At 62.1% G+C, this 24,915-nt stretch carries 25 protein-coding genes; 19 read left to right on the top strand and 6 right to left on the bottom strand.

All coding sequences use genetic code 11. The annotated features are described in order from the left end of the window. Positions 1 to 4 precede the first annotated feature (4 nt). A complete protein-coding gene (locus FHS64_RS02990; RefSeq protein ID WP_167175418.1) occupies positions 5 to 925 on the top strand; it encodes a Gfo/Idh/MocA family protein in 921 nt (306 codons plus the stop codon). A 139-nt stretch (positions 926 to 1,064) separates the two neighbouring features. Here the strand turns inward: FHS64_RS02990 and FHS64_RS02985 are convergent, their stop codons facing one another. Both FHS64_RS02985 and FHS64_RS02980 read right to left on the bottom strand, forming a co-directional pair. Continuing rightward, positions 1,065 to 1,538 (bottom strand): MaoC family dehydratase, encoded by a 474-nt coding sequence (locus FHS64_RS02985; RefSeq protein WP_167175415.1) that lies wholly within the window; start codon positions 1,536 to 1,538, stop codon positions 1,065 to 1,067. A 69-nt stretch (positions 1,539 to 1,607) separates the two neighbouring features. Continuing rightward, positions 1,608 to 2,582: a threonine ammonia-lyase gene (locus FHS64_RS02980; protein ID WP_167175412.1), complete on the bottom strand. Its 975-nt coding sequence runs from the start codon at positions 2,580 to 2,582 to the stop codon at positions 1,608 to 1,610. Positions 2,583 to 2,625: 43 nt separating this feature from the next. Here FHS64_RS02980 and glpK point away from each other — a divergent pair, with 43 nt between their 5' ends. The 4 genes from glpK (at position 2,626) to FHS64_RS02960 (ending at position 6,599) form a co-directional block, all read left to right on the top strand. Further along, positions 2,626 to 4,131 carry a glycerol kinase GlpK gene (gene glpK / locus FHS64_RS02975; RefSeq protein WP_167176254.1) on the top strand — a complete coding sequence of 502 codons (1,506 nt, stop codon included), beginning with the start codon at positions 2,626 to 2,628 and terminating at the stop codon, positions 4,129 to 4,131. A gap of 17 nt (positions 4,132 to 4,148) precedes the next feature. Then, a complete protein-coding gene (locus FHS64_RS02970) occupies positions 4,149 to 5,210 on the top strand; it encodes a phosphotransferase family protein (protein ID WP_167175409.1) in 1,062 nt (353 codons plus the stop codon). Positions 5,211 to 5,304: 94 nt separating this feature from the next. Continuing rightward, positions 5,305 to 5,775, top strand: a complete 471-nt coding sequence (locus tag FHS64_RS02965; protein WP_167175406.1) for an Rrf2 family transcriptional regulator — start codon at positions 5,305 to 5,307, stop codon at positions 5,773 to 5,775. A gap of 20 nt (positions 5,776 to 5,795) precedes the next feature. Further along, on the top strand, positions 5,796 to 6,599 hold the full coding sequence (locus FHS64_RS02960) for an SDR family NAD(P)-dependent oxidoreductase (protein ID WP_167175403.1): 804 nt from the start codon (positions 5,796 to 5,798) through the stop codon (positions 6,597 to 6,599). Positions 6,600 to 6,650: 51 nt separating this feature from the next. Here FHS64_RS02960 and FHS64_RS02955 read toward each other — a convergent pair whose 3' ends face one another. Continuing rightward, complete coding sequence (locus tag FHS64_RS02955) at positions 6,651 to 7,346, bottom strand: MarC family protein (protein WP_167175400.1); 696 nt, start codon at positions 7,344 to 7,346, stop codon at positions 6,651 to 6,653. A gap of 101 nt (positions 7,347 to 7,447) precedes the next feature. Here FHS64_RS02955 and pyrF point away from each other — a divergent pair, with 101 nt between their 5' ends. Further along, complete coding sequence (gene pyrF / locus FHS64_RS02950) at positions 7,448 to 8,182, top strand: orotidine-5'-phosphate decarboxylase (RefSeq protein ID WP_167175397.1); 735 nt, start codon at positions 7,448 to 7,450, stop codon at positions 8,180 to 8,182. 77 nt (positions 8,183 to 8,259) lie between these two features. Here pyrF and FHS64_RS02945 read toward each other — a convergent pair whose 3' ends face one another. Next, positions 8,260 to 8,541, bottom strand: coding sequence for a DUF1674 domain-containing protein (locus FHS64_RS02945; protein WP_424945231.1), 282 nt, complete (start codon positions 8,539 to 8,541; stop codon positions 8,260 to 8,262). Between the two features lie 86 nt (positions 8,542 to 8,627). Between FHS64_RS02945 and htpX the strand changes: the two genes are divergently transcribed. From htpX to pnp, 11 genes are all read left to right on the top strand, one after another. Beyond that, a complete protein-coding gene (htpX, locus tag FHS64_RS02940; RefSeq protein WP_167175394.1) occupies positions 8,628 to 9,617 on the top strand; it encodes a zinc metalloprotease HtpX in 990 nt (329 codons plus the stop codon). 55 nt (positions 9,618 to 9,672) lie between these two features. Beyond that, a complete protein-coding gene (gene trmB, locus FHS64_RS02935) occupies positions 9,673 to 10,416 on the top strand; it encodes a tRNA (guanosine(46)-N7)-methyltransferase TrmB (protein ID WP_167175392.1) in 744 nt (247 codons plus the stop codon). Positions 10,417 to 10,579: 163 nt separating this feature from the next. After that, on the top strand, positions 10,580 to 11,170 hold the full coding sequence (gene rimP, locus FHS64_RS02930; RefSeq protein WP_167175389.1) for a ribosome maturation factor RimP: 591 nt from the start codon (positions 10,580 to 10,582) through the stop codon (positions 11,168 to 11,170). Beyond that, the gene (gene nusA, locus FHS64_RS02925; protein WP_167175386.1) at positions 11,170 to 12,900 is read left to right on the top strand and encodes a transcription termination factor NusA; all 1,731 of its coding nucleotides are present in this window, start codon (positions 11,170 to 11,172) and stop codon (positions 12,898 to 12,900) included. The genes rimP and nusA overlap by 1 nt, the downstream gene beginning before the upstream one ends. 18 nt (positions 12,901 to 12,918) lie before the next feature. Next, a complete protein-coding gene (locus FHS64_RS02920; protein WP_167175383.1) occupies positions 12,919 to 13,593 on the top strand; it encodes an RNA-binding protein in 675 nt (224 codons plus the stop codon). A gap of 106 nt (positions 13,594 to 13,699) precedes the next feature. After that, positions 13,700 to 16,705, top strand: coding sequence for a translation initiation factor IF-2 (gene infB / locus FHS64_RS02915; protein WP_167175381.1), 3,006 nt, complete (start codon positions 13,700 to 13,702; stop codon positions 16,703 to 16,705). 139 nt (positions 16,706 to 16,844) lie between these two features. Continuing rightward, positions 16,845 to 17,366, top strand: coding sequence for a hypothetical protein (locus tag FHS64_RS02910; RefSeq protein WP_167175378.1), 522 nt, complete (start codon positions 16,845 to 16,847; stop codon positions 17,364 to 17,366). Positions 17,367 to 17,497: 131 nt separating this feature from the next. After that, positions 17,498 to 17,950, top strand: coding sequence for a 30S ribosome-binding factor RbfA (gene rbfA, locus FHS64_RS02905; protein WP_167175375.1), 453 nt, complete (start codon positions 17,498 to 17,500; stop codon positions 17,948 to 17,950). Then, positions 17,950 to 18,882, top strand: coding sequence for a tRNA pseudouridine(55) synthase TruB (truB, locus tag FHS64_RS02900; RefSeq protein WP_167175372.1), 933 nt, complete (start codon positions 17,950 to 17,952; stop codon positions 18,880 to 18,882). The genes rbfA and truB overlap by 1 nt, the downstream gene beginning before the upstream one ends. A gap of 11 nt (positions 18,883 to 18,893) precedes the next feature. Beyond that, a complete protein-coding gene (gene rpsO, locus FHS64_RS02895) occupies positions 18,894 to 19,163 on the top strand; it encodes a 30S ribosomal protein S15 (protein WP_167175369.1) in 270 nt (89 codons plus the stop codon). A gap of 255 nt (positions 19,164 to 19,418) precedes the next feature. Further along, complete coding sequence (gene pnp, locus FHS64_RS02890) at positions 19,419 to 21,647, top strand: polyribonucleotide nucleotidyltransferase (protein WP_167175366.1); 2,229 nt, start codon at positions 19,419 to 19,421, stop codon at positions 21,645 to 21,647. 161 nt (positions 21,648 to 21,808) lie between these two features. Here pnp and FHS64_RS02885 read toward each other — a convergent pair whose 3' ends face one another. Beyond that, a complete protein-coding gene (locus FHS64_RS02885; protein WP_167175363.1) occupies positions 21,809 to 22,204 on the bottom strand; it encodes a hypothetical protein in 396 nt (131 codons plus the stop codon). Between the two features lie 103 nt (positions 22,205 to 22,307). Further along, a complete protein-coding gene (gene rph, locus FHS64_RS02880; RefSeq protein WP_167175360.1) occupies positions 22,308 to 23,027 on the bottom strand; it encodes a ribonuclease PH in 720 nt (239 codons plus the stop codon). A gap of 137 nt (positions 23,028 to 23,164) precedes the next feature. On the opposite strand from rph, the gene hrcA reads away from it, so the two are divergent. Beyond that, a complete protein-coding gene (hrcA, locus tag FHS64_RS02875) occupies positions 23,165 to 24,247 on the top strand; it encodes a heat-inducible transcriptional repressor HrcA (protein ID WP_167175358.1) in 1,083 nt (360 codons plus the stop codon). Then, positions 24,244 to 24,855: a nucleotide exchange factor GrpE gene (gene grpE, locus FHS64_RS02870; RefSeq protein ID WP_167175356.1), complete on the top strand. Its 612-nt coding sequence runs from the start codon at positions 24,244 to 24,246 to the stop codon at positions 24,853 to 24,855. The genes hrcA and grpE overlap by 4 nt, the downstream gene beginning before the upstream one ends. The last annotated feature ends 60 nt before the right edge of the window (positions 24,856 to 24,915 follow it).

Genomic DNA, 24,915 nt, shown 5'->3' with positions numbered 1-24,915 from the left:
GACTATGAACGCACTGAAACTGGGTGTCGCCGGTGCCGGCGTTATGGGCCGCAACCATGCCCGCGTCGCCAATGACATGCGCGAGTTCGACCTGATGGCGGTGTTTGATCCCGATGGCGTAACCGCCGACGGTGTCGCCGCCGCCTATGAGGCCAGCGCCTATACCGACCTTGATGCCTTTGTGGCCTCGGGCATTGATGCGGCTGTGGTGGCCACACCCAACCGCTTCCATGCCGATACGGCTGTGGCGCTGCTGGAACGCGGTGTGCATGTGCTGGTCGAAAAGCCCATTGCCCCGACGGTTGCGGAATCCCAGCGCATTATCGATGCCGCCCGCGCCAATAACCGCGTCTTGATGGTCGGCCATGTCGAGCGTTTCAATCCGGCGGTCGAAACCGTAAAACGCGCCATTGCCGATGACGAGATCATCTCCATCCAGATCACCCGCGTCGGCCCGTTCCCGCCGCGCATGGGCGAGGTCGGTGTGGTCATCGATCTGGCGGTGCATGACATCGACATCATCCGTCACCTGACCGGTTCGGAAATGGCCGAGGTACAGTCCCTGCTGGGCCATACCCACGCCTCGCGCGAGGACTCGGCCCTGCTGCAGTTCCGCATGGACAACGGCACCATCGCCCACATCACCACCAACTGGGTCACGCCCTACAAGACCCGCACCCTGCAGGTCGCGACCAAGTCCCGCTTCGTGGTGGCCGATCTGATTACCCGTCAGGTCACTGAATATTTCGGCCAGCAGCCGGACGGTTCCTATTCCACCCGCATGCTGAACTCGTGGCCGAACGAGCCGCTCAAGAAAGAGCTGGAAGCCTTCGCCACCGCCATCAAGACCGGCGATGCCCCCGCCGTCACCGGCGAAGACGGCCTCCGCAACCTCGAAGTGGCCCTGCGCTGTCTGGCTGAATAGTCGAAACCTCGACTTGGAAAAATGAAGCGGCGGCATGAAATGTCGCCGCTTTTCTTTTGCCTGCTGAGCCTAAATGACGGCTGTTATCAGCGGCTTGGTTTCACGTGGAACATTAAGAGCGGCTTTGGACGCCGTGGGCTCAATCGCCCTCACGCACCATCTGCATCGACAGCCAATCGGCGATCAGGGCGGGCTTGTCCTCGCCTTCGATCTCGACCGTCAGTTCGTGGGTTAACAGCCAGCGGGTGGTAGAGCCGTCCGAGCCCTTGTTCTGGGCATCCTTGAGGACAAAGCGTCCGCGCACGCGCTTGCCCGCCTTGACGGGGGACAGGAACCGCAGACGGTCGAAGCCGTAGTTCACGCCCATGACCACGCCGTCCAGTGTCGCCACCGCATCATAGCTCATGGCCGAGGCGAGGCTGAGGGTCAGGAAACCGTGAGCAATCGTGCCGCCAAACGGGGTGTGTTTGGCCATGTCGGGATCGACATGGATGAACTGCTCGTCCTCGGTGATCTTGGCAAAGGCGTCGATGCGCGCCTGATCGATCTCGAACCAGCGGCTAAGGCCGACCTCGGTGCCGACCATGGACGGCAGATTATGTGCAGAAGCCATCAGGCAAACTCCCCCTTTGAGTAAGGGCGCAAGGTTGCGTTGTCCGGTGGCAAATGCAAGCGGCTAGGCCTAGCCGTTGAAGCGGCCGGTGATGATGTCGGCAAATTGCTGCGGATCGACATTGCCGCCCGAGACGATGATGGCGGTGGTCCTGTCCCGCGCCTCGATCTTGCCCGCCAGCAGGGCGGCCAGCGACACTGCACCACCCGGTTCGATGACCAGTTTCAGATGGCGGAAGGCAAAGCGCATGGCCTCGCACACCTCGGCATCCGAAACCGTCAAAGCCCCCGACAGGCGCTGGTTGATCGGGAAGGTGATCTGGCCCGGCACAGGAGCCATCAGGGCATCACAGATGGACGGCGCGCCCTTGGGATGCGGGGTAGGGGTGCCTGCTTCCAGCGAGCGGCGGGTATCGTCAAAGGCTTCGGGCTCGACCACATAGACGGCGGTGTCGGGGCTGCGCTCGGCCATGACCAGATTGATACCGGCGATCAGGCCACCGCCGGATGCTCCGCACAAAAGCTGGTCGATCGGGCCATCGGCATCATCCTGAAGCTCCAGCGCACAGGTGCCCTGACCCTCGATAATGAAGGGATCATCGAATGGCGGAACAAGGATGCTGCCGCGCTCGCGGGCGATCTCGGCCCCGATAGCCTCGCGGCTTTCGCTCCAGCGGTCATAGAGGCGCACCTCTCCGCCAAAACTTTTGACGCCCTCGATTTTAATCTTCGGGCTGTCGGACGGCATGACGATAACGGCGGGCGCACCCATAGCCTTGGCCGCAGCCGCAGAAGCCTGCGCATGGTTGCCGGATGAATAGGCCACGATACCGCGCACCCGTTCCTCGGCGCTCAGCCGGCTGATGCGGTTATAGGCCCCGCGATATTTGAAGGCACCTGCCACCTGAAGGCTCTCGGCCTTCATCAGAACACGACCCCCGACCACGGCATTCAAGGCCGGATGTTCGATCAGCGGCGTGCGGACAATAGCAGGAGCGATCTGGCGGGCGGCGTCGAGAACACCGGCATAGGAAGGTGTGTGCATAACAAATCTCTTAACGTGTGCCGGTGTCATCTGCATAACTGTGATGATGAAAAATGCGCTCATCCTGTCGATTGACCAAGGCACCACCTCCACCCGCGCCATCGCCTTCGAGGTGTCGGACAAGGGCGTGTTTTCGGTGCTGGCCGTCAGCCAGATCGAACTGGCCCAGCACTTCCCGCACTCGGGTTGGGTCGAGCATGATGCCGCTGAAATCTGGCGGGCCGTTTTGCAGACCTGCCGTGAAGTGGTGACCAAGGCGGGCGGTATCGAACGCTTCGCCGCGATCGGTATCACCAACCAGCGCGAGACCTCGGTGATCTGGGATGTGCAAACCGGCGAGCCGCTGCATCGGGCCATTGTCTGGCAGGACCGCCGCACCGCACCCGAAATGGATGCACTGAAAGCGGCAGGGCATGAAGAGGCGGTGAGGGCGCAAACGGGCCTGATCCTCGATCCTTATTTCTCGGCCTCGAAATATGCGTGGCTGTTGGACAGGGTCGAAAATGGTCGCGAGCGGGCCAAGGCAGGGGAAATCAAGCTCGGCACTATCGACAGCTGGCTGATGTGGAAACTGACCGGCGGGCAAAGCCACGTCACCGATGTAACCAATGCGGCGCGCACAAATCTGATGGCGCTGCAAACCCTCAACTGGTCGCCATCCCTATGTGAACTGTTCGGCGTACCGCTTGCGGCCCTGCCGGAAATCCGGCCCAGCGATGCCCGTTTCGGGGACTGCGAACCCAGCCTGCTGGGCAAGGCTGTGCCGATCCACGGCGTTGCGGGCGATCAGCAATCGGCCCTTGTCGGTCACGGCGCGCTGGAGGCAGGGGAGGCCAAGATCACCTATGGCACAGGGGCGTTTCTGGTCGCCAATACGGGCGAGAAGATCGTCAAATCCAAGGCCCGTCTTTTGGCCACTATGGGCTGGGCGGCGGACGGCAAGGTCCGCTATGCGCTGGAAGGCTCGATCTTTTCGGCTGGTTCGGCAGTGCAGTGGCTGCGTGACGGCCTGAAGGCGCTCTCGGATTCACGACAGTCAGAGGCCATAGCCCAGACCTTGCCCGATAATGGCGGTGTCTATCTGGTGCCGGGCTTTACAGGTTTAGGCGCGCCCTGGTGGGAGCCGGATGCCCGTGGCACGGTCATCGGCCTGACCCGCGACAGCGGCCCCGCCCATCTGGTGCGTGCGGCGCTGGAAAGCCTAGCCTACCAGACTTTTGACCTGCTGGAGGCTTTGGAAAAAGACGGTGCGCCAAAGCTGAAGCGCCTTCGGGTGGATGGCGGTGTGACAGCCAATGCCTTTGTCATGCAGTTCATTGCCGATGTATGCGCCATCGAGGTCGAGCGTCCGGCGTTTCAGGAAATGACCGCACTGGGCGCGGCCCGCCTTGCGGCCTTTGGTGCGGGTGTCACCGATACGGTCTGGAGCCCGCCGCAAACCGCCCCTGCTGTCTGGAAGCCCAGGATGGGCGAGGATGAAAGAACGATGCTCCTCAAGGGCTGGCGCAGGGCTGTAAAAGCCGCCATCGTCGCCGCACAGGACGAATAGACGGCGAGGGGAAAAGTATGGACGCTCAAGCGACGTTTTCTGGCACGCGCGAGGTCGATCCTCGCCATGCGCTGGACATGCCGGTTCTCGAAAGCTGGATGAAAGCCCATGTCGAGGGGTTTGAAGGCCCGCTTGAGGTGCGCCAGTTCAAGGGCGGCCAGTCCAACCCGACCTACGAGCTTGTTACCCCGCGCCAAAAATACGTCCTGCGCCGCAAGCCGCCGGGCACGCTGCTGGCCAGTGCCCACGCGGTTGATCGCGAGTTTGCCGTGATTTCGGCCCTTCATGCGCAAGGTTTTCCGGCCGCCAAACCCTTTGCGCTGTGTACGGACGATACTGTCCTTGGCTCGATCTTCTATGTCATGGACAAGGTCGAGGGGCGCATCTTCTGGGATTTGAAACTGCCCGACTGCACACCGGATGAGCGCCGCGCCATCTGGTTCGAGCAGGTCGACACCTTGGCTGCGCTACACCGTCTGGAGCCGCAAAAGATCGGCCTTGGCGACTATGGTAAGCCGGGTAATTATTTCGCCCGTCAGGTCGGGCGCTGGACCAAGCAGTATCGCGCCTCGGAGATCGATCCGGTTCCGGCGATGGATCGTTTGATTGACTTCCTGCCCAATACCCTGCCGCCCGAAGGCCCTACCCGCATCGTTCACGGCGATTTTCGCCTCGATAATATGATCCTCGATGCCCGCGAGGCCAAGGTCAAAGCCGTGCTGGACTGGGAGTTGTCGACGCTGGGCGATCCGATGGCGGACTTTTCCTATCTGCTGATTGCCTATGCCATTCCGGCCAGTTTGCGAAACGGCCTTCTGGGGGCCGACATCAAGACGCTGGGCATTCCCTCGATCGAGGAATTGGCCGAACGCTATGGCGCACAGACAGGGTTCGGTGCGCCTCAAAACCTCGACTGGCTGCTGGCCTATAATCTGTTCCGTCTGGCCGCCATCTGTCAGGGCATAGGCGGGCGGGTGCGTGATGGCACCGCCGCCAGCGACCACGCCAAGGCTATGGCGGCGCAGGTCGGGCCGCTGTCGGATGCCGCATGGGCCTATGCGCTTAAAGCGGGCGCATAACAGACCTTAGGCTATATATGAAACAGTCATTGATGCGGATCGGTTGTTAAACCGTTACAAAACGCCTACCTTAAGGGCTGGAGCCCTATGCATCATGTCTGACAGCCAAAAATTTCCGGTCGCCGCCCATGCCTTGGCCTATCTGGCCCACAAGGGGGCCTATGAAGCCAAGGACGCTGTAGCCAGCGCCATTCTCGCCTCGTCGGTGCCGACCAATCCGGTGGTGATCCGCCGTGTGACGGCCTTGCTGGCCAAGGGTGGCCTGATTGCGACCCGACCGGGGGCCAGTGGTGGCTCGTGGCTGCTGCGCCGCCCCGAAACCATTCCGCTGGACGAAGTGCTGCGGGCCGTCAACGGCTGCGCGCATCTGGGTTCGACGCCGTTGGGCGCGCAGGGCTGTCCGGTCGGCCAGCATATTCCCCGTCAGGTCGCCAAGGCCCTGACCGCGGCGGATAATGCAGCGGCTCTGGCGCTTTCAAAGATCACCATTGCCGACCTGCTAGAAGAAGATCCGGCCAGCCTCAAGGGGCTGATGCCGCACGCTTCGTGTCCTCAGGCGGCCTAAACACCAAGGCGGGGGAGCCGATGGGGACGCGTAAAACGATTGCCATTACCGGCGCATCGGCAGGCATCGGCGCGGAAATCGCCCGTGTCTGCGCGGCACGCGGTTATGATCTGATCCTGATCGCCCGCCGTGAAGCGCCGCTTCTGGCCTTGTCGGCCGAACTGGAAGCGGGACACAATATCCGCGCCCATGTGGTGACCGCCGATCTGGGCGCACCCGATGCCGCCCGTATTCTGGCCAATGCGGTCGCGGCGCGCGGCCTTCAGGTTGATGGCCTCGTGAACAATGCGGGCTTTTCCAAAACGACCGGCTTTACGACGACCGATCCTGCCGCCCAGCAGGAGATGATCCGCGTCATGCTGTCGGTGCCGGTGGAACTGGCGCGTTTGTGGCTGCCGGCCATGAAGCAACGCGGCTGGGGCCGGATCGTCAATGTGGCCTCGATGGCGGGCTTTCTTCAGGCGACGGGGGGCGACACCCTCTATGGCCCGATCAAAAGCTTTATGATCAAGTTTTCCCAAGGCCTGTGGGTCGAGAGCCAAGGCTCCGGCGTGCATGTCTCGGTGGTTTGCCCCGGCTATACCTATACCGAGTTCCACGATGTGAACGGCTCGCGTGAGGCGGTGTCGGCGGCCTATCCGAAATGGATGTGGCTACAGGCCGACCGTGTGGCCCGCGATGCATGGGATGCTGTCGAGGCCGACAAGCCGCGCTGCATTCCGGGCAAACGCTATCAGTTCCTGTCGGTGGTCTCGAAACTGTTGCCCGACAGTGTGGGATTGAAAACGGCGGCCAGCCACGCCCGCAAACTCAAGCGGGTCTGACAATAAAAAGGCGGCTCGGATGAGCCGCCTTTTTCGTATGGGTTGTCTGGCCTAGCCGCCGGTGGGGTAGGGGGTGGTGACCCCCGTCGAGATCATGCCAGGCAGGGCCTCGCCCAAGCCCATCAGCATGAACTGGATGGCCAGTGCGCACAGGATCAGGCCCAGTACGCGCACGATGATGGCCATGCCGACTTCGCCGAGAATGCGGCTGAGCCAGCCGGTCATGGCAAAACAGATCATCGAGACCAAGCAGGCGGCACCGATGGCACCGACAGACCATGCCGTGCCGATAGCGCCCAGCTTGGCGGCTTCACCGGCATTGATGATGACCGCCGAGATCGCGCCCGGGCCAATCATCAGCGGGATGGCGAAGGGGACTACCAGACGCTGGAAGCGGCGGCGGGCATAGCCACGCACATCGTTCTTGTCATGGGCGGCATCGGGGTCGGCGAACATGCTGAGGAAGTCGCCGCGCGCCATGTCCAGACCGAGGAACAGCAGCAGGATACCGCCCGCAATGCGGAAGGCGGCCAGCGAGATGCCGAAAAACTGCAACAGGCCTAGGCCTGTGAACACGAAGAACAGCAGGAAAAGGAAGGCAAAACCGCAGATGAAGAACGACACCGACGCACGCTGGCGCAAGGTGGCGCCGACGGTTGCCGCGGCAAAGATCGGCAGGTTGCCGATCGGGTCCAGCAAGGCAAACAGTGTGACGAAGAGGTTGACACCCAATTCGCTCGCGTTCATCGCATCCCTCACCGAAATATGGCATGTCGCGACCATCGCGACCCTGCCATCCCCCTATCGGGCGATCCGCGCCCGCCCGCAACCCGCAGAGTGAACGCATAATGTCCGCAATTGCCACCCCAGACATTCCGAACCGCCCGTTTGATGCGCGCGTCATCTGTGCGCTGGACGTTCCGACCACGGACGAGGCACGGGCCTTGGTCGAGCGGATCGGCGATGCGGTGGGCTTTTACAAGGTCGGGCTGCAACTGTTTGCGTCGGACGGCATGGGCTTGGCGCGTGAACTGAAAGCGTCGGGCGCTCAGGTCTTCCTCGACTGGAAACTGCACGATATCGGCGCAACCGTCGAAAAGGCGACCGCCGTACTGGCCGGTGCCGGATGTGACCTTCTGACTGTCCATGCCCGCCCGCAGGTCATGGCCGCCGCCGCCCGCGCCGCCGAAGGCTCGGACCTCAAGGTTCTGGGCGTGACGGTTCTGACCAGCCTGACCGAGGATGATCTGAAAGCCGACGACCACAGCCTGACGGCGGCTCAACTGGTCGAGCAACGCGTGCGTCAGGCGCTAGAGGCCGGTATCCACGGTGTGGTGTCCAGCCCGCACGAGGCGGCACTGGTCCGCAAGATCGCCCAAGACGCCGGTCGCGATGATTTCCTGATTGTCACCCCCGGTGTGCGCCCGACCGGCGCGGCTCTGGACGATCAGGCGCGTGCGGCCACGCCGTCATCGGCGCTGGAAGCGGGCGCAACCCATCTGGTGATCGGTCGCCCGATCACGGCGGTAAATGATCCGCGTGCCGCCGCTCAGGCGATCACTGCCGAGATCGCCCTGATCTAAAAAACAATTGTTCCATGTGAAACAAAAACGGCGGCCCGTCACAGGCCGCCGTTTTTCATTTGGGTAGAGGAGGGCGATCAGAAATCGACCGCGATGCCCTTTTTCTCCCAGTCGCCAAAGCGTGTCGGCTCGGGACCGCGCGGGCCGCCATATTCGGTCGCGCTTTCTGCCGCGGCGAATTCGACAGCGCGGCGCTCGGCGGCCTCCATCAGGGCGCGACGGGCCACATCGTTCAAAGGACGCTCGCGGGTGGCGTGCGGCACATCGTCGTTAAAGCTCGGCGCATCGACCACGTCGTGGTGATGATCTTGCCCATGGTCATGGCTACAGCCACAGGAAGGGGTGGGATGTTCGGTCACAGGCTTACCGTCTTGAGAGCGAAGGGATTGCAGCCCAAATAGGGGGTGACGGCACACTATGCCACCTCTCAAACGTCGCAAGTCATATGAACCATCTCAAGACCTTCATTCTTCTGGCCGCGATGACAGCCCTGTTCATGGGCATCGGCTTCATGATCGGCGGCACGGGCGGCATGGCGATCGCCTTTGTGGTGGCCGCAGGGATGAACCTGTTCAGCTACTGGAACGCCGACAAGATCGTGCTGAAAATGTACAAGGCCGAGGTGGTGGACGAGAGCCATCCCAACGCCGTGGTGCGGGCCTATGTGGCGGACGTAAAACAGATGGCGACCGATGCCGGTATGCCGCTGCCCAAGATCACCATCATCCCGAACAACCAGCCGAACGCCTTTGCGACGGGCCGTAATCCCGAGAATGCAGCCGTGGCGGCCACGACCGGCCTGCTCGACATGCTGAACCGCGCCGAGATCCGCGGCGTAATGGCGCACGAGCTAGCCCATGTTAAAAACCGCGACACCCTGACCATGACGATCACGGCGACGATTGCCGGTGCCATTTCGATGCTGGCGAATTTCGCTATGTTCTTTGGCGGCAATGACCGCGAGCGTCCGGGCGGCATGATCGGCACGATTGCCCTGATGCTGCTAGCCCCGATGGCGGCCGGTCTGGTCCAGATGGCCATCAGCCGCTCGCGTGAATACGAGGCCGACCGCGTCGGTGCCGAGATCGCCAATGACCCCGATGCCCTCGCCAGCGCCCTGCAAAAAATCGAAGCCTATGCGCGTGGCAATATGAACCCGCAGGCCGAGCGCAATCCGGCGACGGCCCATATGTTCATCATCAACCCGCTGAACGGCAAGGGCGCGGACAACCTGTTCTCGACCCACCCTGCGACACACAACCGCGTCCGCGCACTGCTGGAACTGGGGGCCAAGATGGGCATGGGCCGTGGCCAGACCGCGCAAGGGTTTGCCGCGACCAGCGTCCCGCAAACCGCTGTGCCGCAAACCGACAGCCGTCCGTCCACCAGTGTGCCGACCACGCCGCAGGACGCGCCGAAAGGGCCGTGGGGCTAGGCCTCATCCGTTTCTACACTTTGCGTGTGCGCGCTTAATCGGCTAGGGCGCGCACATGACCGATACGCCTGACACCCCCGAACACATCGAAGACACCAGCGCCGACCGCCCCGACTGGGCCAAGCCCAATGGTCCGCTGCGCTCGTTCGGGCGTATCAAGTCGCGCCCGATCAAGAGCCGTCAGGCGGCCCTGTTCGATACCCTGATGCCGCAGATCGCCGTGCCCGACCCCAAGAACGGCCCGATTGATCCCAAGGCCCTGATGCCCGACGCCAAGGGTGCATGGCTGGAAATCGGCTTTGGCGGCGGCGAGCATCTGGCCCATCAGGCCGGACAAAACCCCGACATGCTGATGATCGGCTGCGAGCCTTTCCTGAATGGCGTGGCGTCTGCCCTGCGCCATATCGAGGAAGGCGAGCTGAAAAATGTGCGCCTGCATGCCGATGATGCCCGCGCTGTTATGTCGGCCCTGCCGGATGCCTCGCTGGATCGCGTGATGATCCTGTTCCCCGATCCGTGGCACAAGGCGCGCCACAACAAGCGCCGCTTCCTGCAGGACGAAACCGCACAGGAAATCGCCCGCCTGCTCAAGCCGGGCGGCGTGGTGCGCTTTGTCACCGACTGGTTCGACTATGCCGAATGGTCGCTGGAGCGTCTGGCCCGCACCGAGGGGCTGGAGCGCATAGAAACCGAAGGCGAAGACTGGTTCGTGGCACCGGCGGATCACTTTGTGACCCGCTACGAGGAGAAGAAACTGGGCGATACCGACCCGATCTTTATCCAGTTCCGCCGCACCTGATCTCTTTGATTTAAGCCCTGTTCTTGTCGTTTGCCGTTTGAGGGGCTGACAAGGGCAGGGCTTTGTTCTATATCGACCTCTACATCGTTAGACCGGCGTCCAACGGCGTCGTTTCAACGGCGGCCCTGATGGACCGTCGTTTTTGTTTTTCTGGAGGTACCGCGTGCGGGCCAAAACCGTAGAAGACCGCGCTCTTCTCGAAATGATTGATCCGGTGGCTGAAAGCCTGGGTCTGGCCGTCGTGCGTGTACGTCTGATGGGCGGCACGCTGCGTCGCCGTCTGCAAATCATGGCCGAGCGTAAGTCGGACAATGATATTTCGGTCGAGGAATGCGCCCGTTTGTCGCGTGCCGTCTCCGAAGTGTTCGATGCGTCCGACCCGATTGCCGGCGAATATCTGCTGGAAGTCTCCTCGCCGGGTATTGATCGCCCGCTGACCCGCCTGATGGATTTCGACCTGTTCCAGGGTTTTGAGGCCCGTTTGGAAACCGACCGCATGGTCGAGGGTCGCAAGCGTTTCAAAGGCATCGTGGCCGGAACCGAGGGCGACAATGTCGCTATCGATCTGGATGGCGAAGAGGACACCGCCCTGATCCCGTTTGAATGGCTGGCCGATGCCAAGCTGGTTCTGACCGACGAATTGCTCAAGCGAGGCGCCGCGCTGCGTGCTGCCCGTGGAGAGCCCGAAGATGACGGCCTGCCGGAAGGTGCGCCTGACAATAACAACCCTGACCTGTCCAAGGACGACGCCTGATGGCCGTGACCGGAATTTCCGCAAACCGTCTGGAACTGCTCTCGATCGCCGACGCTGTCGCGCGTGAAAAGAACATCGACCGCGAGATCGTGATCGACGCGATCGAGGAAGCGATCCAGAAAGGCGCCAAGTCGCGCTATGGCGCGCACCACGACATCCGCGCCAAGATCGACCACAAGACGGGCGAGCTGTCGCTGACCCGTCACACCACCATCGTGGCCGACGACTGGGAACCGGAAGACGAGCTGGAAGAGTTCAACGATAGCGCCATGGTGCGTCTGCGTGACGCCCTGAAGCGCGATCCCGAAGCCGAGATCGGCAAGGAATACATCGAGGTCCTGCCGCCGTTCGAGTTCGGCCGCGTGCAGACCCAGATGGCCCGTCAGGTCGTGACCGGTAAGGTCCGCGAAGCCGAGCGCGCCAACCAGTACGAAGAATTCAAGGACCGCGTTGGCGAGATCGTCAACGGCACGGTCAAGCGTGTCGAATACGGCAACACCATCGTGGATCTGGGCCGTGGCGAAGGCATTATGCGCCGCGACCAGTCGATCCCACGTGAAGTGTTCAATGTCGGCGACCGCGTCCGCACTTACATCTACGACGTCCGTCCTGAGGCCAAGGGCCCGCAGGTCATGCTGTCGCGCGCCCATCCGGGCTTCATGGCCAAGCTGTTCTCGCAGGAAGTGCCGGAAGTCTATGACGGCGTGATCGAAATCCGCGCCGCTGCGCGTGATGCCGGTTCGCGTGCCAAGATGGCGGTTCTGTCGAACGACAGCTCGATCGATCCGGTCGGTGCCTGCGTCGGTATGCGCGGTTCGCGCGTTCAGGCAGTTGTGGCCGAACTGCAGGGCGAGAAGATCGACATCATCCCGTGGGTTGATGACGAGCCGACCTTCATCGTGAACGCTCTGGCTCCGGCCGAAGTGTCCAAGGTGGTTCTGGACGAAGACGCCGACCGCGTTGAGGTCGTGGTACCTGACGATCAGCTGTCGCTGGCCATCGGTCGTCGCGGCCAGAACGTGCGTCTGGCCTCGCAACTGACCGGCTGGCAGATCGACATCATCACCGAAGCTCAGGACTCCGAGCGTCGCCAGAAGGAATTTGCCGAACGTACCGGCCTGTTCCAGGAAGCTCTGGACGTTGACGAGACCATCGCCCAGCTGCTGGTGACCGAAGGCTTCGCGACCGTAGAAGATCTGGCCTATGTCGAGGCCTATGAAGTGGCCGAGATTGAAGGCTTCGACGAAGATACCGCAGAAGAACTGCAAACCCGTGCCCGTGAATTCCTCGAGCGTCAGGCCACTGAACTGGACAACAAGCGCAAGGCGCTGGGTGTCGAGGACGGCGTGCTTGAGATCGAGGGCGTAACCCCGCAAATGGCTGTGGCCCTTGGCGAAGGTGGCGTGAAGACGATCGAAGATCTGGCGGATCTGGCCACCGATGAAATCCGTGGCGGTCACGAAATCCGTGGCGGCGAACGCGTGAAGCTGGCTGGCGTGCTGGAGAGCTTCAATCTGTCGCAGGAAGCGGCCGAACTGCTGATCCTGCGTGCGCGTGTTGCTGCAGGCTGGATCGACGCTTCGGAACTGCCGCAGCCGGAGCCAGAGCCGGAACCCGAATTTGAAGACGTTGAAGGCGAAGACGCCTTTGCCCGTGAATACGACGACGCCGAGGGCGAAGTCGAAGCGGTAGAGCCGGAAGGCGATACCGACGAACCCCAAGACGCGTGATGAGGTCCATAGCTGTCCATGACTATCTCCGAGGTGCTGATCGATAGAGAGCGTCAGGATCTGGTGTCCCGCCAGGTCCTTGATGAATCTCGCCTGATCCGCTTCGTCGCTGGTCCGGACAGCGCGGTCTATCCCGATCTGGCGCGCAAACTGCCCGGTCGCGGCCTTTGGGTCGCGGCCGATCGCGCCAGCATTGATGCGGCAGTGAAAAAGAATATGTTCGCGCGGGCCGCCAAGGCCCCGCTGAAACCGGCAGCAGAATTGTCGGATATGGTCGAAAAGTTGCTGGTAAAGCGCTGTTTAGATCAACTGGGCCTTGCCCGGCGCGAAGGCGTGCTTATCTCTGGCTTTGAAAAATCGGCTGCTGCGATCCGTGGCGGTAAGGCTGCCTGGATGCTGGAAGCGTCCGATGGGTCAGCAGATGGCCGCAATAAGCTGATAGCGCTAGCCAGACATGTGTCTCCGGCGCCGAAAATTTGCGGCGCGTTCTCTGTAGACGATTTGAGTTTGGCCCTTGGGCTGGAAAATGCGATACACGCCGTCTTGCTGAAAGGCGGGCGGGCTGATCGTTGGACCCATGAGGTCGAACGCTTGGCAGGATTTAGGGCTCTAAGCCCGCAAGACTGGCGCCGGATTGAACCGGAAGACAGCGATGCGGGCGGTCGGGGAATGTCTCCGACAGACGAGGGCTGAGGGTTTTGGCGGGTGCGGGCCGGTTTCTGGTTACAGAAACGGGGCCGCATTCGTGTATGGGTATGAAGGACGAGGCGGGATTCTCCGCCCCAAGTAAAGCGACCGGATGAGCGACGAAAACGACAAAACCAACGACGGCAAGACCCCTGGCAATGCACCTTCGCAAGGAGGCGCACGCGCGCCGCTGACGCTGAAGCCACGCGCAGCAGGCTCGGTCTCGACCGGAACGGTGAAGCAGAGCTTCAGCCATGGCCGATCGAAGACGGTTGTTGTCGAAACCAAGCGCCGCCCGGGTGCGGGTGGTGGCCACCAGCGCCCGCAAGGCTTTGATGTGGCTCGCCCGCGTCAGGACGGCAACGCACCGCGCAACAATGCGCCGCGTGGCCAGTCCAATGCCGGTGGCCTCTCCGCCGAGGAGATGGAAGCCCGCCGTCGCGCCATTGCTGCCGCGACCGTTGCGGCTGCCGACCGCGAACGCCAGAAGGCGGCTGCCGAAAAGGCTGCGCAGGAACAGGCCGCTGCTGCGGCAGCTGCTGCCGCTGCCGCCAAGGCTGCCGAAGCCGCTGCTGCGGCTGCCAAGCCGGTAGAAGCGCCCAAGCCGGTCGTCGAGGCTCCCAAGCCCGCCGCTCCGGCCGTTGAGGCCCCCAAGCCGGTAGAAGCTGCCAAACCCGCCGAAGCGCCCAAGGCTGTCGAGGCTCCCAAGCCCGCGCCGAAGCCGCGTCCGCAGGTCAACTTCGGTCAGCGTACACCCAAGATCCCGACCGGTCGCGCACCGGCCCAGACGGCCCTTGGTGGTCGTTCGGCCCGCGAGCAGGCTCAAGGTGGTGGCGAGCGTCCGCAAACGGAACGTCCGCAAAACGAGCGTCCGCAGGGCAATCGCCCGCAAGGTGCCCGTCCGCAAGGTCAGAACCGTGGTGCTGAAGGTCGTGGCGAGGGCGCCGAGCGTCCGAACCGTCCGGCCCAGACCGTCCGTTATTCGGCGCTGAACCCGCGTCCGGCACCGGGTGCCGCCAAGGGTCCGCGTACCGGTCCCGGTGGTCGTCCGACCCCGAACCAACCGCCGGCCACGCCGGAAGTCGCACGTCCGGCCCGTACCGCCGGTGCAGGCTTCAGCCGTCCGGACCGTGATGGTGATAGCCGCGAGAAGCGTTTTGGCGAGAATGCACCGGGCAAGGCTGTCAGCCGTACCCGTGGCGAGCCCAAGCGTCGCGAAGGCCGCCTGACCATTCATTCGGTTGCCGGTGGCGATGGTGATGCTGTCGAGCGTATGCGCTCGCTGGCCTCGGTCCGTCGTGCCCGCGAACGTGAAAAAGAAAAGCGTAAGGGTTCGTCCACCGACGCCCCGAACCGTCCGCGTGAAGTCGTCATTCCTGACGTCATCACCGTGGGTGAGCTGTCCAACCGTATGGCCGTTCGTGGCGTGGACATCATCAAGTTCCTGATGCGTCAGGGCGTGATGATGAAGATCAACGACGTCATCGATTCCGATACCGCCGAACTGGTGGCCTCGGAATACGGCATGAGCGTCAAGCGCGTTTCGGATTCGGACGTTGAAGACGGCTTCCTGTCGGTCGCCGATGACAGCGATGCCGTTGATGCACGTGCGCCGGTTGTGGCCATTATGGGCCACGTTGACCACGGCAAGACCTCGCTGCTGGACGCCCTGCGTACAACCGACGTTGCTGCAGGCGAGGCCGGTGGCATCACCCAGCATATCGGTGCCTATCAGGTCCGTCTGGACGACGATAAGCGCATCACCTTCCTGGATACCCCGGGTCACGCCGCCTTCTCGGCCATGCGTGCTCGCGGTGCCAATGTGACCGACATCGTGGTGCTGGTTGTGGCTGCTGACGACGGCGTCATGCCGCAAACCGTCGAAGCCATTAATCACGCCAAGGCTGCCGGTTCGCCGATCATCGTGGCTGTCAACAAGATCGACAAGCCGGGTGCGGATGCACAGAAGGTTATTGCCGAGCTGCTGCAACACGAGATCGTTGCCGAGGTTTATGGCGGTGACACCATGGTGGTGGAACTGTCGGCCAAGGAACGCACCAACCTCAAGGGTCTGACCGACGCGATCCTGCTGCAAGCCGAAGTGCTTGAGCTGCGCGCCAACCCGGACCGTTCGGCTGAAGGCGTTGTCATCGAAGCCAAGCTCGACAAGGGTCGTGGTCCGGTGGCAACCGTGCTGATCAAGCGCGGTACGCTGAAGCGTTCAGATATTGTTGTGGCCGGTTCGGCATGGGGTAAGGCTCGTGCCCTGCTCAACGAACGTGGCGAGCAACTGACCGAAGCCGGTCCGTCGGTTCCGGTCGAGATTCTCGGCCTGTCCGAAGCGCCGACGCCGGGCGATGCGATCGCTGTGGTGGAATCCGAGGCCCGCGCCCGCGAGCTGGTGGAATACCGTCAGCGCAGCAAGCGCGATAAGAGCCAGATTTCGGGTGGCGCACTGTCGCTGGCCGATATGATGGCCAAGCTGGGCTCCAAGAAGATCAGCGAGCTGCCGGTTCTTATCAAGTCGGACGTACAAGGCACGGCAGAAGCCATCTCGGCTTCGCTGGACAAGATGGGCACCGACGAAGTTCGTGCGCGCATCGTATTGGCAGCCGCTGGCGGTATCACCGAAAGCGACGTCAATCTGGCCAAGTCGGCCGGTGCTCCGATCCTGGGCTTCAACGTCCGTGCCTCGAAACAGGCGCGTGAACTGGCCCAGCGTGAAGGCGTCGAGATCCGTTACTACTCGATCATCTACGACCTGCTGGACGATATTAAGGGCGTTCTGTCGGGCATGCTGGCACCGATCCAGCGCGAAACCTTCCTCGGTAATGCCAAGGTCCTTCAGGCCTTCGACATCACCAAGATTGGTCGCGTGGCCGGTTGCCGCGTCACCGAAGGTGTGGTCCGCAAGGGCGCTCGCGTCCGTATCATCCGCGACGACGTGGTGGTGCTGGAACTGGGCGTGCTCAACACCCTCAAGCGCTTCAAGGACGAGGTCAACGAAGTCACTGCGGGCCAAGAGTGCGGCATGCAGTTCGCCGGCTTCCAGGACATCAAGGAAGGCGACTTCATCGAGTGCTTCACCGTCGAAGAGATCAAGCGCACCCTCGACTAGGGTTCGCCGGTCCCTTGCGGGAAATGAAACAAGGGCGTGGTGTCGAAAGGCACCACGCCCTTTTTCATGACTTCTCGCCGCGCCTCATGGCGGTTAGGATTGTGGCGGGGGCCGCGTAACGATCTTCGGAAAGGCGCACATGCGTAAAGTAAACAGTGTGGCGGCCGTGCTGCTGTTCGGGGCTATGGCTATGGCTACGGCAACGGCGGCTCAGGCCAGTGTGCGCTATCTGGCCTATGACGCCGATAACCGCATCACCCAGTCCCTGACCCGTGGCATTACCCTCGAAGTCGAACGGGGTATGTTCGGGGCCACCCGCGTCAAGGGACTGTTCTCGACCAGCAGTCGGGGCTCGGCCCGCTTCGAGAGCGACAATCCGTCCGGGCTCAGCCGCGTCCTGCCCGAAGGGGAACGTCTGGGCAGTGGCTATAAGGTGCTCCCCGAAGGCGATGGCCGTGCACTGGCCAATGCCCTGTGTCCGGGATCGCAGGCCACATGGCTGGTGACGGGGCGTGTACGCTCGGGCCACCCGCTGACGGTTCATGCGGTGGGCCTCTGGCAGGATGGCCAGTACCGCCACTGTGCGGAGCTGAATTACCGTTATCGCGGTGAATGGGCCTCGCTGCCGACAACGATCGGCGAGGGGCCTGCCGACCGCTAATCGACGCGCACAGCGTCAGGGCCGCTATGGCCAAACTGGACTTGGACGCCCAAGATGACTAGACCGCGCCCTTCGCGTTGGTCAGTCGGTGTCCGATCCCCGACGGCGCGAGACGATAGGAGGCTGGTCGCATGGCCCGCAAACAACACACCCGCAATGCCAGTGGTCCGCAAGGCCCGACCCAGCGCCAGTTGCGCGCAGGTGAACTGATCCGCCACGCTCTCGTGGACGTATTGCGTGAAAACGAAATCCACGACGAAGCCCTGATGGGGGTTTCGCTGACCGTCACCGAAGTGCGCATGAGTCCCGATCTGCGCCACGCCACCGTCTTTGTCGAACCACTGGGGGCCGGTGTCACAACCGCCGACACTGCCGGTCTGGAAGACGAGGTCACAGGCGCGCTCAACACCCACAGCAAGTTCGTGCGCGGCCTGTTGGGGCGTCGCATCGACATGAAGTACACGCCTGAACTGCGCTTCCTGCACGATAAGAGCTTCAAGATGGCCGACTATATGGACCGTCTGTTTATGGACTCGCGCATTCAGGCCGACCTGAAGCGTACCGACGACGCTCAGGAAGACTGATGGCCCGCCGCAAGAAGGGCGATCTCGTCAACGGTTGGGTGTGTCTGGACAAGCCCTATGAAATGGGCTCGACCGAGGCTGTGACCAAGGTCCGCCGCCTGTTCAACGCCCAGAAGGCGGGTCATGCCGGTACTCTGGACCCGTTGGCCAGTGGCATACTTCCGATTGCCTTGGGCGAGGCCACCAAGACTGTGCCTTTTATGATGGAGGCGCAGAAGATTTATCGCTTCGTCATCCATTGGGGCATTTCGACAGACAGTATCGACCTTGAGGGCACCGTCATTGGCCGCTCCGATGTGCGCCCGACGCCCGAGCAGGTAAAGGCCGCCTTGCCGCAGTTTGTCGGCGAGATCGATCAGGTTCCACCAGCCTTTTCCGCGATCCGGGTGAATGGCGAACGCGCCTATGATCTGGCCCGCGAAGGCGTTGAAGTTGAACTACAATCGCGCCGCGTGACCATTCATGAGGCGGCGGTCACAGATGTTCCCGACGCGGATCATATCGAAATCACCATGCGCACGGGCAAGGGCGTCTATGTCCGCTCGCTGGCGCGAGATCTTGCTGCGGTCCTCGGGGCCGAGGGGCATGTTTCGGTTCTGAGACGCGAGATGGTGGGACCGTTTTCTGTCGAGAACGCTGTCACACTGGATTTTCTCGTGGATTTGGCGCATAAGGGCCGCGCCTCGGAAGGCCTACTGCCTGTTGCGACCGCTCTGGACGACATCCCGGATTTGGCCGTGACGGAACAGGAAGCCTTCTCTTTGAGGCAGGGACGTCCCATCGTTCTGCTTCCCGCACAGGTTGAGCAGCTTCAGGACCGGCTTCAAACCGGTTCGACGCAGGTCTCGGCTTTCGAGGGCGAAACACTGGTGGCGCTCTGCAGCCTCAAGGCCGGTCGGCTAGAACCTGACCGTGTTTTTAACCTCCAATAACGGAGACTACGATGTCGATCACGGCTACCCGTAAAGCAGAAGTCATTGCTGAAAACGCTCGCTCGCAAGGCGACACCGGTTCGGCTGAAGTGCAAGTTGCAATCCTGTCGGTTCGCATCGCGAACCTGACCGAGCACTTCAAGACCCACAAAAAAGACAACCACTCGCGTCGCGGCCTTCTGAAGATGGTCTCGCAGCGTCGTCGTCTGCTCGACCACCTGAACAAGGTGGACAGCGCCCGTTATGTGGCGCTGATCACCAAGCTGGGCCTGCGTCGCTAAGGCGCCCCGGTTGCGGATCGGATGAAAATTCCACGAGGCGCGGGCGGTCACGTCCGCGCCTCGTTCCGCTCCTAGTATAGAGTTTCCCTGCACTGTGGGACGATACAGTGCACCCGAAGCGGGGGCCGAAATCATGGCCCTCTTCACCATCCGGCGGTGAAAGCACTACCGGATAAACGGGGACCGAAGGACTGAACGCCCTGAGGCTCCGACACCCCCGACGGGAATACGCCCGCGGGAGACGAAAGAAGAAATATGTTCGACATCAAACGCAAGACGATCGAGTGGGCGGGTCGCCCGCTGACGCTGGAAACCGGTCGCATCGCCCGTCAGGCTGACGGCGCTGTGCTGGCCACCTACGGCGAGACCGTAGTTCTGGCCACCGTCGTTTACGGTCGTTCGCCGAAGCCGGGAATGGACTTCTTCCCGCTGACCGTGAACTACCAGGAAAAGACCTTTGCCGCTGGCAAGATCCCGGGTGGCTACTTCAAGCGTGAAGGCCGTCCGACCGAAAAAGAAACCCTGGTTTCGCGCCTGATCGACCGTCCGATCCGTCCGCTGTTCGTCAAGGGCTTCAAGAACGAGACGCAGGTCGTCATCACCGTTCTGCAGCACGATCTGGAAAATGATCCGGACATCGTCGGCATGGTCGCAGCCTCGGCTGCTCTGACCATTTCGGGTGTTCCGTTCATGGGCCCGATCGGTGCCGCCCGCGTCGGTATGATCGACGGCGAGCTGGTTCTGAACCCGACCATCGACCAAGTTCCGACCTCGGACCTTGACCTCGTTGTGGCCGGTACCTCGGACGCCCTGATGATGGTTGAATCCGAAGCCAAGGAACTGTCGGAAGACAAGATGCTCGAGGCCCTGATGTTCGCTCACGCGGGCATGCAGCCGGTTATCGACGCCATCATCGAACTGGCCGAGCACGCTGCCAAGGAGCCGTTCGACTTCCAGGCTGAAGATCATTCGGACGTTGTCGCCTCGATCAAGAAACTGGTCGGCGAAGACATCAAGGCGGCCTATGCGCACCCGGGCAAGTATGATCGCCGTTCGGGCGTTGAAGCTGCCAAGAAGACCGCATCGGCTGCTCTGGTGAAGACCGAAGAGAACCCGGACGGCGTTGACTCGTCCAAGTTCTCGGCCGCCTTCAAGGAATGTGAAGCCGACGTCCTGCGTCGCGACATCATCGAAAACGCACACCGCGTTGACGGTCGCGCGCTCGACAAGGTCCGCGCCATCGTGTCGGAAGTCGGCGTCCTGCCGCGCACCCACGGTTCGTCGCTGTTCACGCGCGGTGAAACCCAGGCTCTGGTCGTTGCCACCCTCGGCACCGGCGAAGACGAGCAGTACATCGACAGCCTGACCGGCACGTACAAAGAAAACTTCCTGCTGCACTACAACTTCCCTCCGTACTCGGTTGGTGAAGCTGGCCGCATGGGTTCGCCGGGTCGCCGCGAAATCGGTCACGGCAAGCTGGCATGGCGCGCCATCCGTCCGATGCTGCCTTCGAAGGAAGACTTCCCGTACACCATTCGTCTGGTGTCCGAGATTACCGAGTCGAACGGCTCGTCCTCGATGGCAACCGTCTGCGGTTCGTCGCTGGCCCTGATGGATGCGGGCGTTCCGCTGATCCGTCCGGTGTCGGGTATCGCCATGGGTCTGATCCTGGAGCCGTCGGGCGAGTTCGCCATCCTGTCGGACATCCTGGGTGACGAAGATCATCTGGGCGACATGGACTTCAAGGTCGCTGGTACCCGCGAAGGCATCACTTCGCTGCAAATGGACATCAAGGTCCCGGGCATCACCGAAGAGATCATGAAGCAGGCTATCGCTCAGGCTTCGGCTGGCCGTCTGCACATCCTCGACGAAATGGACAAGGCCATGGAGGCGCCGCGCGCCGAATTGGGCGAGTTCGCTCCGAAGATCGAGTCCATCAAGATCGCTGTCGACAAGATCCGTGAAGTGATCGGTTCGGGCGGCAAGGTCATCCGCGAAATCGTGGAAAAGACCGGCGCCAAGATCGACATCTCGGACGACGGCACGATCAAGATCGCTGCCAACGAACAAGAGAAGATCGAAGCCGCTCGCGACTGGATCAACTCGATCGCAGCAGAGCCGGAAGTCGGCACCATCTATTCGGGTAAGGTCGTGAAGGTCGTCGATTTCGGCGCATTCGTGAACTTCTTCGGTGCCAAGGATGGTCTGGTCCACGTCTCGCAACTGGCTCTGGAACGCGTTGCCAATCCGGCTGACGTCGTTTCGGAAGGTCAGGAAGTTAAGGTCAAGTTCCTTGGCTTCGACGATCGCGGCAAGACCAAGCTGTCGATGAAGGTTGTTGATCAGACCACGGGTGAAGACCTGACGGACAAGATCAATGCCGAGCGCGCCGAGCGCGGTGAAGCCCCGCTGTCCGACGACACCGGTGGCCGTCCGAAGCGTGAAGGCGGTGACCGCGGTCCGCGCCGTCCGCGTCGCGACTAATATTCTTTGATTCCAAAGAAGAAGGCCCCGCTGGAAACAGCGGGGCCTTTTCTTTGTTGAGTGACAGAAGGCGGAGCCTTCTGTCGGGCGCTATGTTCGCGACGCGGTCGCTCACGGCTTGAGCGCATTATCGCGAACAAGAAACGGGTGTTCCGGCTGGGTTAGGCCGCACATTCTTTGGGTTTGGTTTCGGTCGGGCCGTACATGTCGCAACTGCGTTTGATCTCGTCCTCGATCATGGCGCAGGGGTTCTGGACGTTGCAGGGCGGGCGCGTGGCGGGGCTGACGGCGAGGCAGCGCTGAACCAGATTACCGGCCTGCTGTGGACCGCGTTCATCCAGACAGGAGAGGGGCTGTTCCAGGGGTTGCCCCTCCGGTGACAGGCTCGGATTGACGGACTGGACAGCCGTTGTCATCGCCACCGATGCTGCTGCGGGCGTCGTTGGCGGGATAACAGGCGGTGGCGCAGGATCGGAGGGCGGGCTGGCCGGATTACAGGCTGCCAAGGGCACGATCAGTGCAGCGGCAAGCCACAGCTTGCTTATCTGGTAAGCCATACAGTTTCCTCCTTCTGTGTATACCTAGAGAAGGTCCGGCGTATGGGGCCGGTTCCGAAAAAGTGAATGCGGGGCCCAAAACCGGACCCCGCATCCCGATAGATCAAGCCGCTGCGACAGCCGCTTTTTGCAGTTCGAACAGCTCGGTGCAGCCCTTTTCGGCCAAGGCGAACAACTGGTCGAACTCGCCGCGCGAGAAGCCACGCTTTTCGCCGGTGGCCTGAATTTCCACGATATTGCCATCGCCGGTCAGCACATAGTTGCTGTCGGCCTCGGCGGTGGAGTCTTCATCGTAGTCGAGGTCCAGAACGGCAACATCATTGAAGATGCCGCAGGACACAGCCGCCACCTGATCGACGATCGGATTTTCGCTGATGACACCCTTGTCCACCAGACCCTTTACGGCGATGGCCAGAGCCACATAGGCACCGGTGATCGAGGCGGTGCGGGTGCCGCCATCGGCCTGAATGACGTCGCAGTCGATGACGATCTGGCGCTCGCCCAGTTTTTCCAGATCGACAACGGCGCGAAGCGAGCGACCGATCAGACGCTGGATTTCCTGGGTGCGGCCCGATTGCTTGCCGGCAGCGGCTTCACGACGGCCACGGGTGTGGGTGGCGCGCGGCAGCATGCCGTATTCAGCCGTCACCCAGCCCTTGCCGGAATTACGCATCCAGCCGGGGACTTTTTCATCGACCGAGGCGGTGACCAGTACCTTGGTATGGCCAAAGCTGACCATGCACGACCCTTCGGCATAGCGGGTGATGCCGGTTTCCAGCGTGACATGACGAAGTTGGTCGGGGGTACGCTCGGAAGGACGCATGGGGAGCCTCGAAGATTGCAGTTATTAAGGGGGCAGCGCCTTGCGCGCCGGTCATGTCTGCTTATCCTGAATAAGAAGGGGCGCGTCCATGCCGTCATGGCGTTTCTCCGAACTGTTTCAAATCTGGTCCGCATCCGATGAGCCTGCTTTATCCCTCTGCGGGTCTTGCCACCCTTGATAGCCGCGCCCGCGACATCTTCCGGCGCGTGGTCGAAACCTATCTGGAAACGGGCGAGCCGGTCGGCTCTCACGCCATCCAGAAGGCGGGGGTGCAACTGTCCTCGGCCTCGATCCGCAACACCATGCAGCAGTTGACGCTGGCGGGGCTTCTGGCCTCGCCACACACCTCTGCGGGGCGGGCACCGACCCATGCGGGCCTGCGCCTGTTTGTCGATGGTCTGCTGGAGGTTGGCGATATCGGTCAGGAAGAGCGCCGCGAGATCGATGCGCGCCTTGCCGGTATGGGCCACAGCCACGGGGCCAATGTTGAAGAGGCACTGGAAACCGCATCCTCGCTGCTGTCCGGCCTTGCGGGCGGGGCAGGGATCGTGGCCTCTCCGGTGCGCGAGGCAGGGGTGCGCCATGTCGAGTTTGTCGCTCTGGGGCGTGATCAGGCGCTGGCGGTATTAGTGGCCGATGATGGTACGGTGGAAAACCGCCTGATGCCGCTGAGTGCGGGTGTCACGCCGTCCACCTTGCAAGAAGCCTCCAACTTTTTGAACCATCGCCTCAAGGGCCGACTTCTGGTCGATGCCCGACAGGAAATGCGCACCGAGGTGGATATGGCGCGCCGTGAACTGGACGAGGCTGCGGCCCGGCTGGTCGAGCAGGGGCTGGCCGCATGGAGCGGCTCGGGGGAACGGGACCGCAACCTGATCGTGCGCGGGCGCGGCAATCTGCTTCAGGACGCCCGCGCCAGCGAGGATCTGGAACGGGTGCGTGTGCTGTTCGATGATCTTGAGCAAAAAGAACAGCTTATCGGCCTGCTGGACGATGTCGGCGAGGCGCAGGGCGTCCGCATCTATATCGGTGCAGAAACAAGACTATTTTCATTATCGGGTTCCGCAGTGATTGCGGCACCCTATATGTCGGGCAGACAGCGTGTTCTTGGCGCGATTGGCGTGATAGGACCCGCACGACTGAACTATGCCCGTGTCATTCCGCTGGTGGATTATACCGCCCGGGTGCTGGGCCGAATTCTGGACGGACAGGAAACGTGACGGATCATAACGAAGAGACCCGGGATCAACTCGAGCAGGACATCAACGAGGCCGCTGACGCCGTCGAGATGGCCGATGACGAAGGTCTGGAAGTTGTTGACGCTCTGATTGCAGAGCGCGACCAGTGGCGAGACCGCGCCATGCGCGCAACGGCTGAGGTTGAAAACACCAAGCGCCGCGCCGAAACCCAGGCCAATGATGCCCGCGCCTATGCGATCCAGCGCTTTGCCAAGGATTTGCTGGGCGTGGCAGACAATCTCGAGCGTGCGCTGCAGGCGGCACCCAAGGATGGCGATGCGGCCACCAGCGGTCTGGTGACCGGTCTGGAACTGGTGCAAAAATCGCTGCTGTCGGCATTCGAGAACAACAACCTTGTGCGCGTCGCACCCGAGGCCGGTGAAGCCTTTGACCCGCATTTCCATCAGGCCATGATGGAACAGCCGTCGGACACGGTGCCGGGCGGCTCGGTCATCATGACCCTGCAACCGGGCTATGCCCTGTTTGGGCGTACGGTTCGCGCTGCCATGGTGGTGGTCGCGGCCAAGGGCTCGGGTGGCTATGCGGGCGGTAGCAACCGCACCGGTGAAAACCTCGACGAAAAAGCCTGAGGCTTTCTGTCGAATAGATAGAAAGGCCCGCCGTCCTCAAAGGGATGGCGGGCTTTTTTT

This window comes from Brevundimonas terrae, from assembly GCF_011761985.1.
GTDB lineage: Bacteria > Pseudomonadota > Alphaproteobacteria > Caulobacterales > Caulobacteraceae > Brevundimonas > Brevundimonas terrae.
Note: the sequence above shows the minus strand (reverse complement) of the source record. Positions and strands in the feature narration are given on the sequence as shown.

Bases quoted from the DNA above. Each gene is read 5' to 3' on its own strand.
- FHS64_RS02990 (WP_167175418.1), top strand. From the start codon at position 5: ATGAACGCACTGAAACTGGGTGTCGCCGGTGCCGGCGTTATGGGCCGC.
- FHS64_RS02985 (WP_167175415.1), bottom strand. From the start codon at position 1,538: ATGGCTTCTGCACATAATCTGCCGTCCATGGTCGGCACCGAGGTCGGC.
- FHS64_RS02980 (WP_167175412.1), bottom strand. From the start codon at position 2,582: ATGCACACACCTTCCTATGCCGGTGTTCTCGACGCCGCCCGCCAGATC.
- glpK (WP_167176254.1), top strand. From the start codon at position 2,626: ATGATGAAAAATGCGCTCATCCTGTCGATTGACCAAGGCACCACCTCC.
- FHS64_RS02970 (WP_167175409.1), top strand. From the start codon at position 4,149: ATGGACGCTCAAGCGACGTTTTCTGGCACGCGCGAGGTCGATCCTCGC.
- FHS64_RS02965 (WP_167175406.1), top strand. From the start codon at position 5,305: ATGTCTGACAGCCAAAAATTTCCGGTCGCCGCCCATGCCTTGGCCTAT.
- FHS64_RS02960 (WP_167175403.1), top strand. From the start codon at position 5,796: ATGGGGACGCGTAAAACGATTGCCATTACCGGCGCATCGGCAGGCATC.
- FHS64_RS02955 (WP_167175400.1), bottom strand. From the start codon at position 7,346: ATGAACGCGAGCGAATTGGGTGTCAACCTCTTCGTCACACTGTTTGCC.
- pyrF (WP_167175397.1), top strand. From the start codon at position 7,448: ATGTCCGCAATTGCCACCCCAGACATTCCGAACCGCCCGTTTGATGCG.
- htpX (WP_167175394.1), top strand. From the start codon at position 8,628: ATGAACCATCTCAAGACCTTCATTCTTCTGGCCGCGATGACAGCCCTG.
- trmB (WP_167175392.1), top strand. From the start codon at position 9,673: ATGACCGATACGCCTGACACCCCCGAACACATCGAAGACACCAGCGCC.
- nusA (WP_167175386.1), top strand. From the start codon at position 11,170: ATGGCCGTGACCGGAATTTCCGCAAACCGTCTGGAACTGCTCTCGATC.
- FHS64_RS02920 (WP_167175383.1), top strand. From the start codon at position 12,919: ATGACTATCTCCGAGGTGCTGATCGATAGAGAGCGTCAGGATCTGGTG.
- infB (WP_167175381.1), top strand. From the start codon at position 13,700: ATGAGCGACGAAAACGACAAAACCAACGACGGCAAGACCCCTGGCAAT.
- FHS64_RS02910 (WP_167175378.1), top strand. From the start codon at position 16,845: ATGCGTAAAGTAAACAGTGTGGCGGCCGTGCTGCTGTTCGGGGCTATG.
- rbfA (WP_167175375.1), top strand. From the start codon at position 17,498: ATGGCCCGCAAACAACACACCCGCAATGCCAGTGGTCCGCAAGGCCCG.
- truB (WP_167175372.1), top strand. From the start codon at position 17,950: ATGGCCCGCCGCAAGAAGGGCGATCTCGTCAACGGTTGGGTGTGTCTG.
- rpsO (WP_167175369.1), top strand. From the start codon at position 18,894: ATGTCGATCACGGCTACCCGTAAAGCAGAAGTCATTGCTGAAAACGCT.
- pnp (WP_167175366.1), top strand. From the start codon at position 19,419: ATGTTCGACATCAAACGCAAGACGATCGAGTGGGCGGGTCGCCCGCTG.
- FHS64_RS02885 (WP_167175363.1), bottom strand. From the start codon at position 22,204: ATGGCTTACCAGATAAGCAAGCTGTGGCTTGCCGCTGCACTGATCGTG.
- rph (WP_167175360.1), bottom strand. From the start codon at position 23,027: ATGCGTCCTTCCGAGCGTACCCCCGACCAACTTCGTCATGTCACGCTG.
- hrcA (WP_167175358.1), top strand. From the start codon at position 23,165: ATGAGCCTGCTTTATCCCTCTGCGGGTCTTGCCACCCTTGATAGCCGC.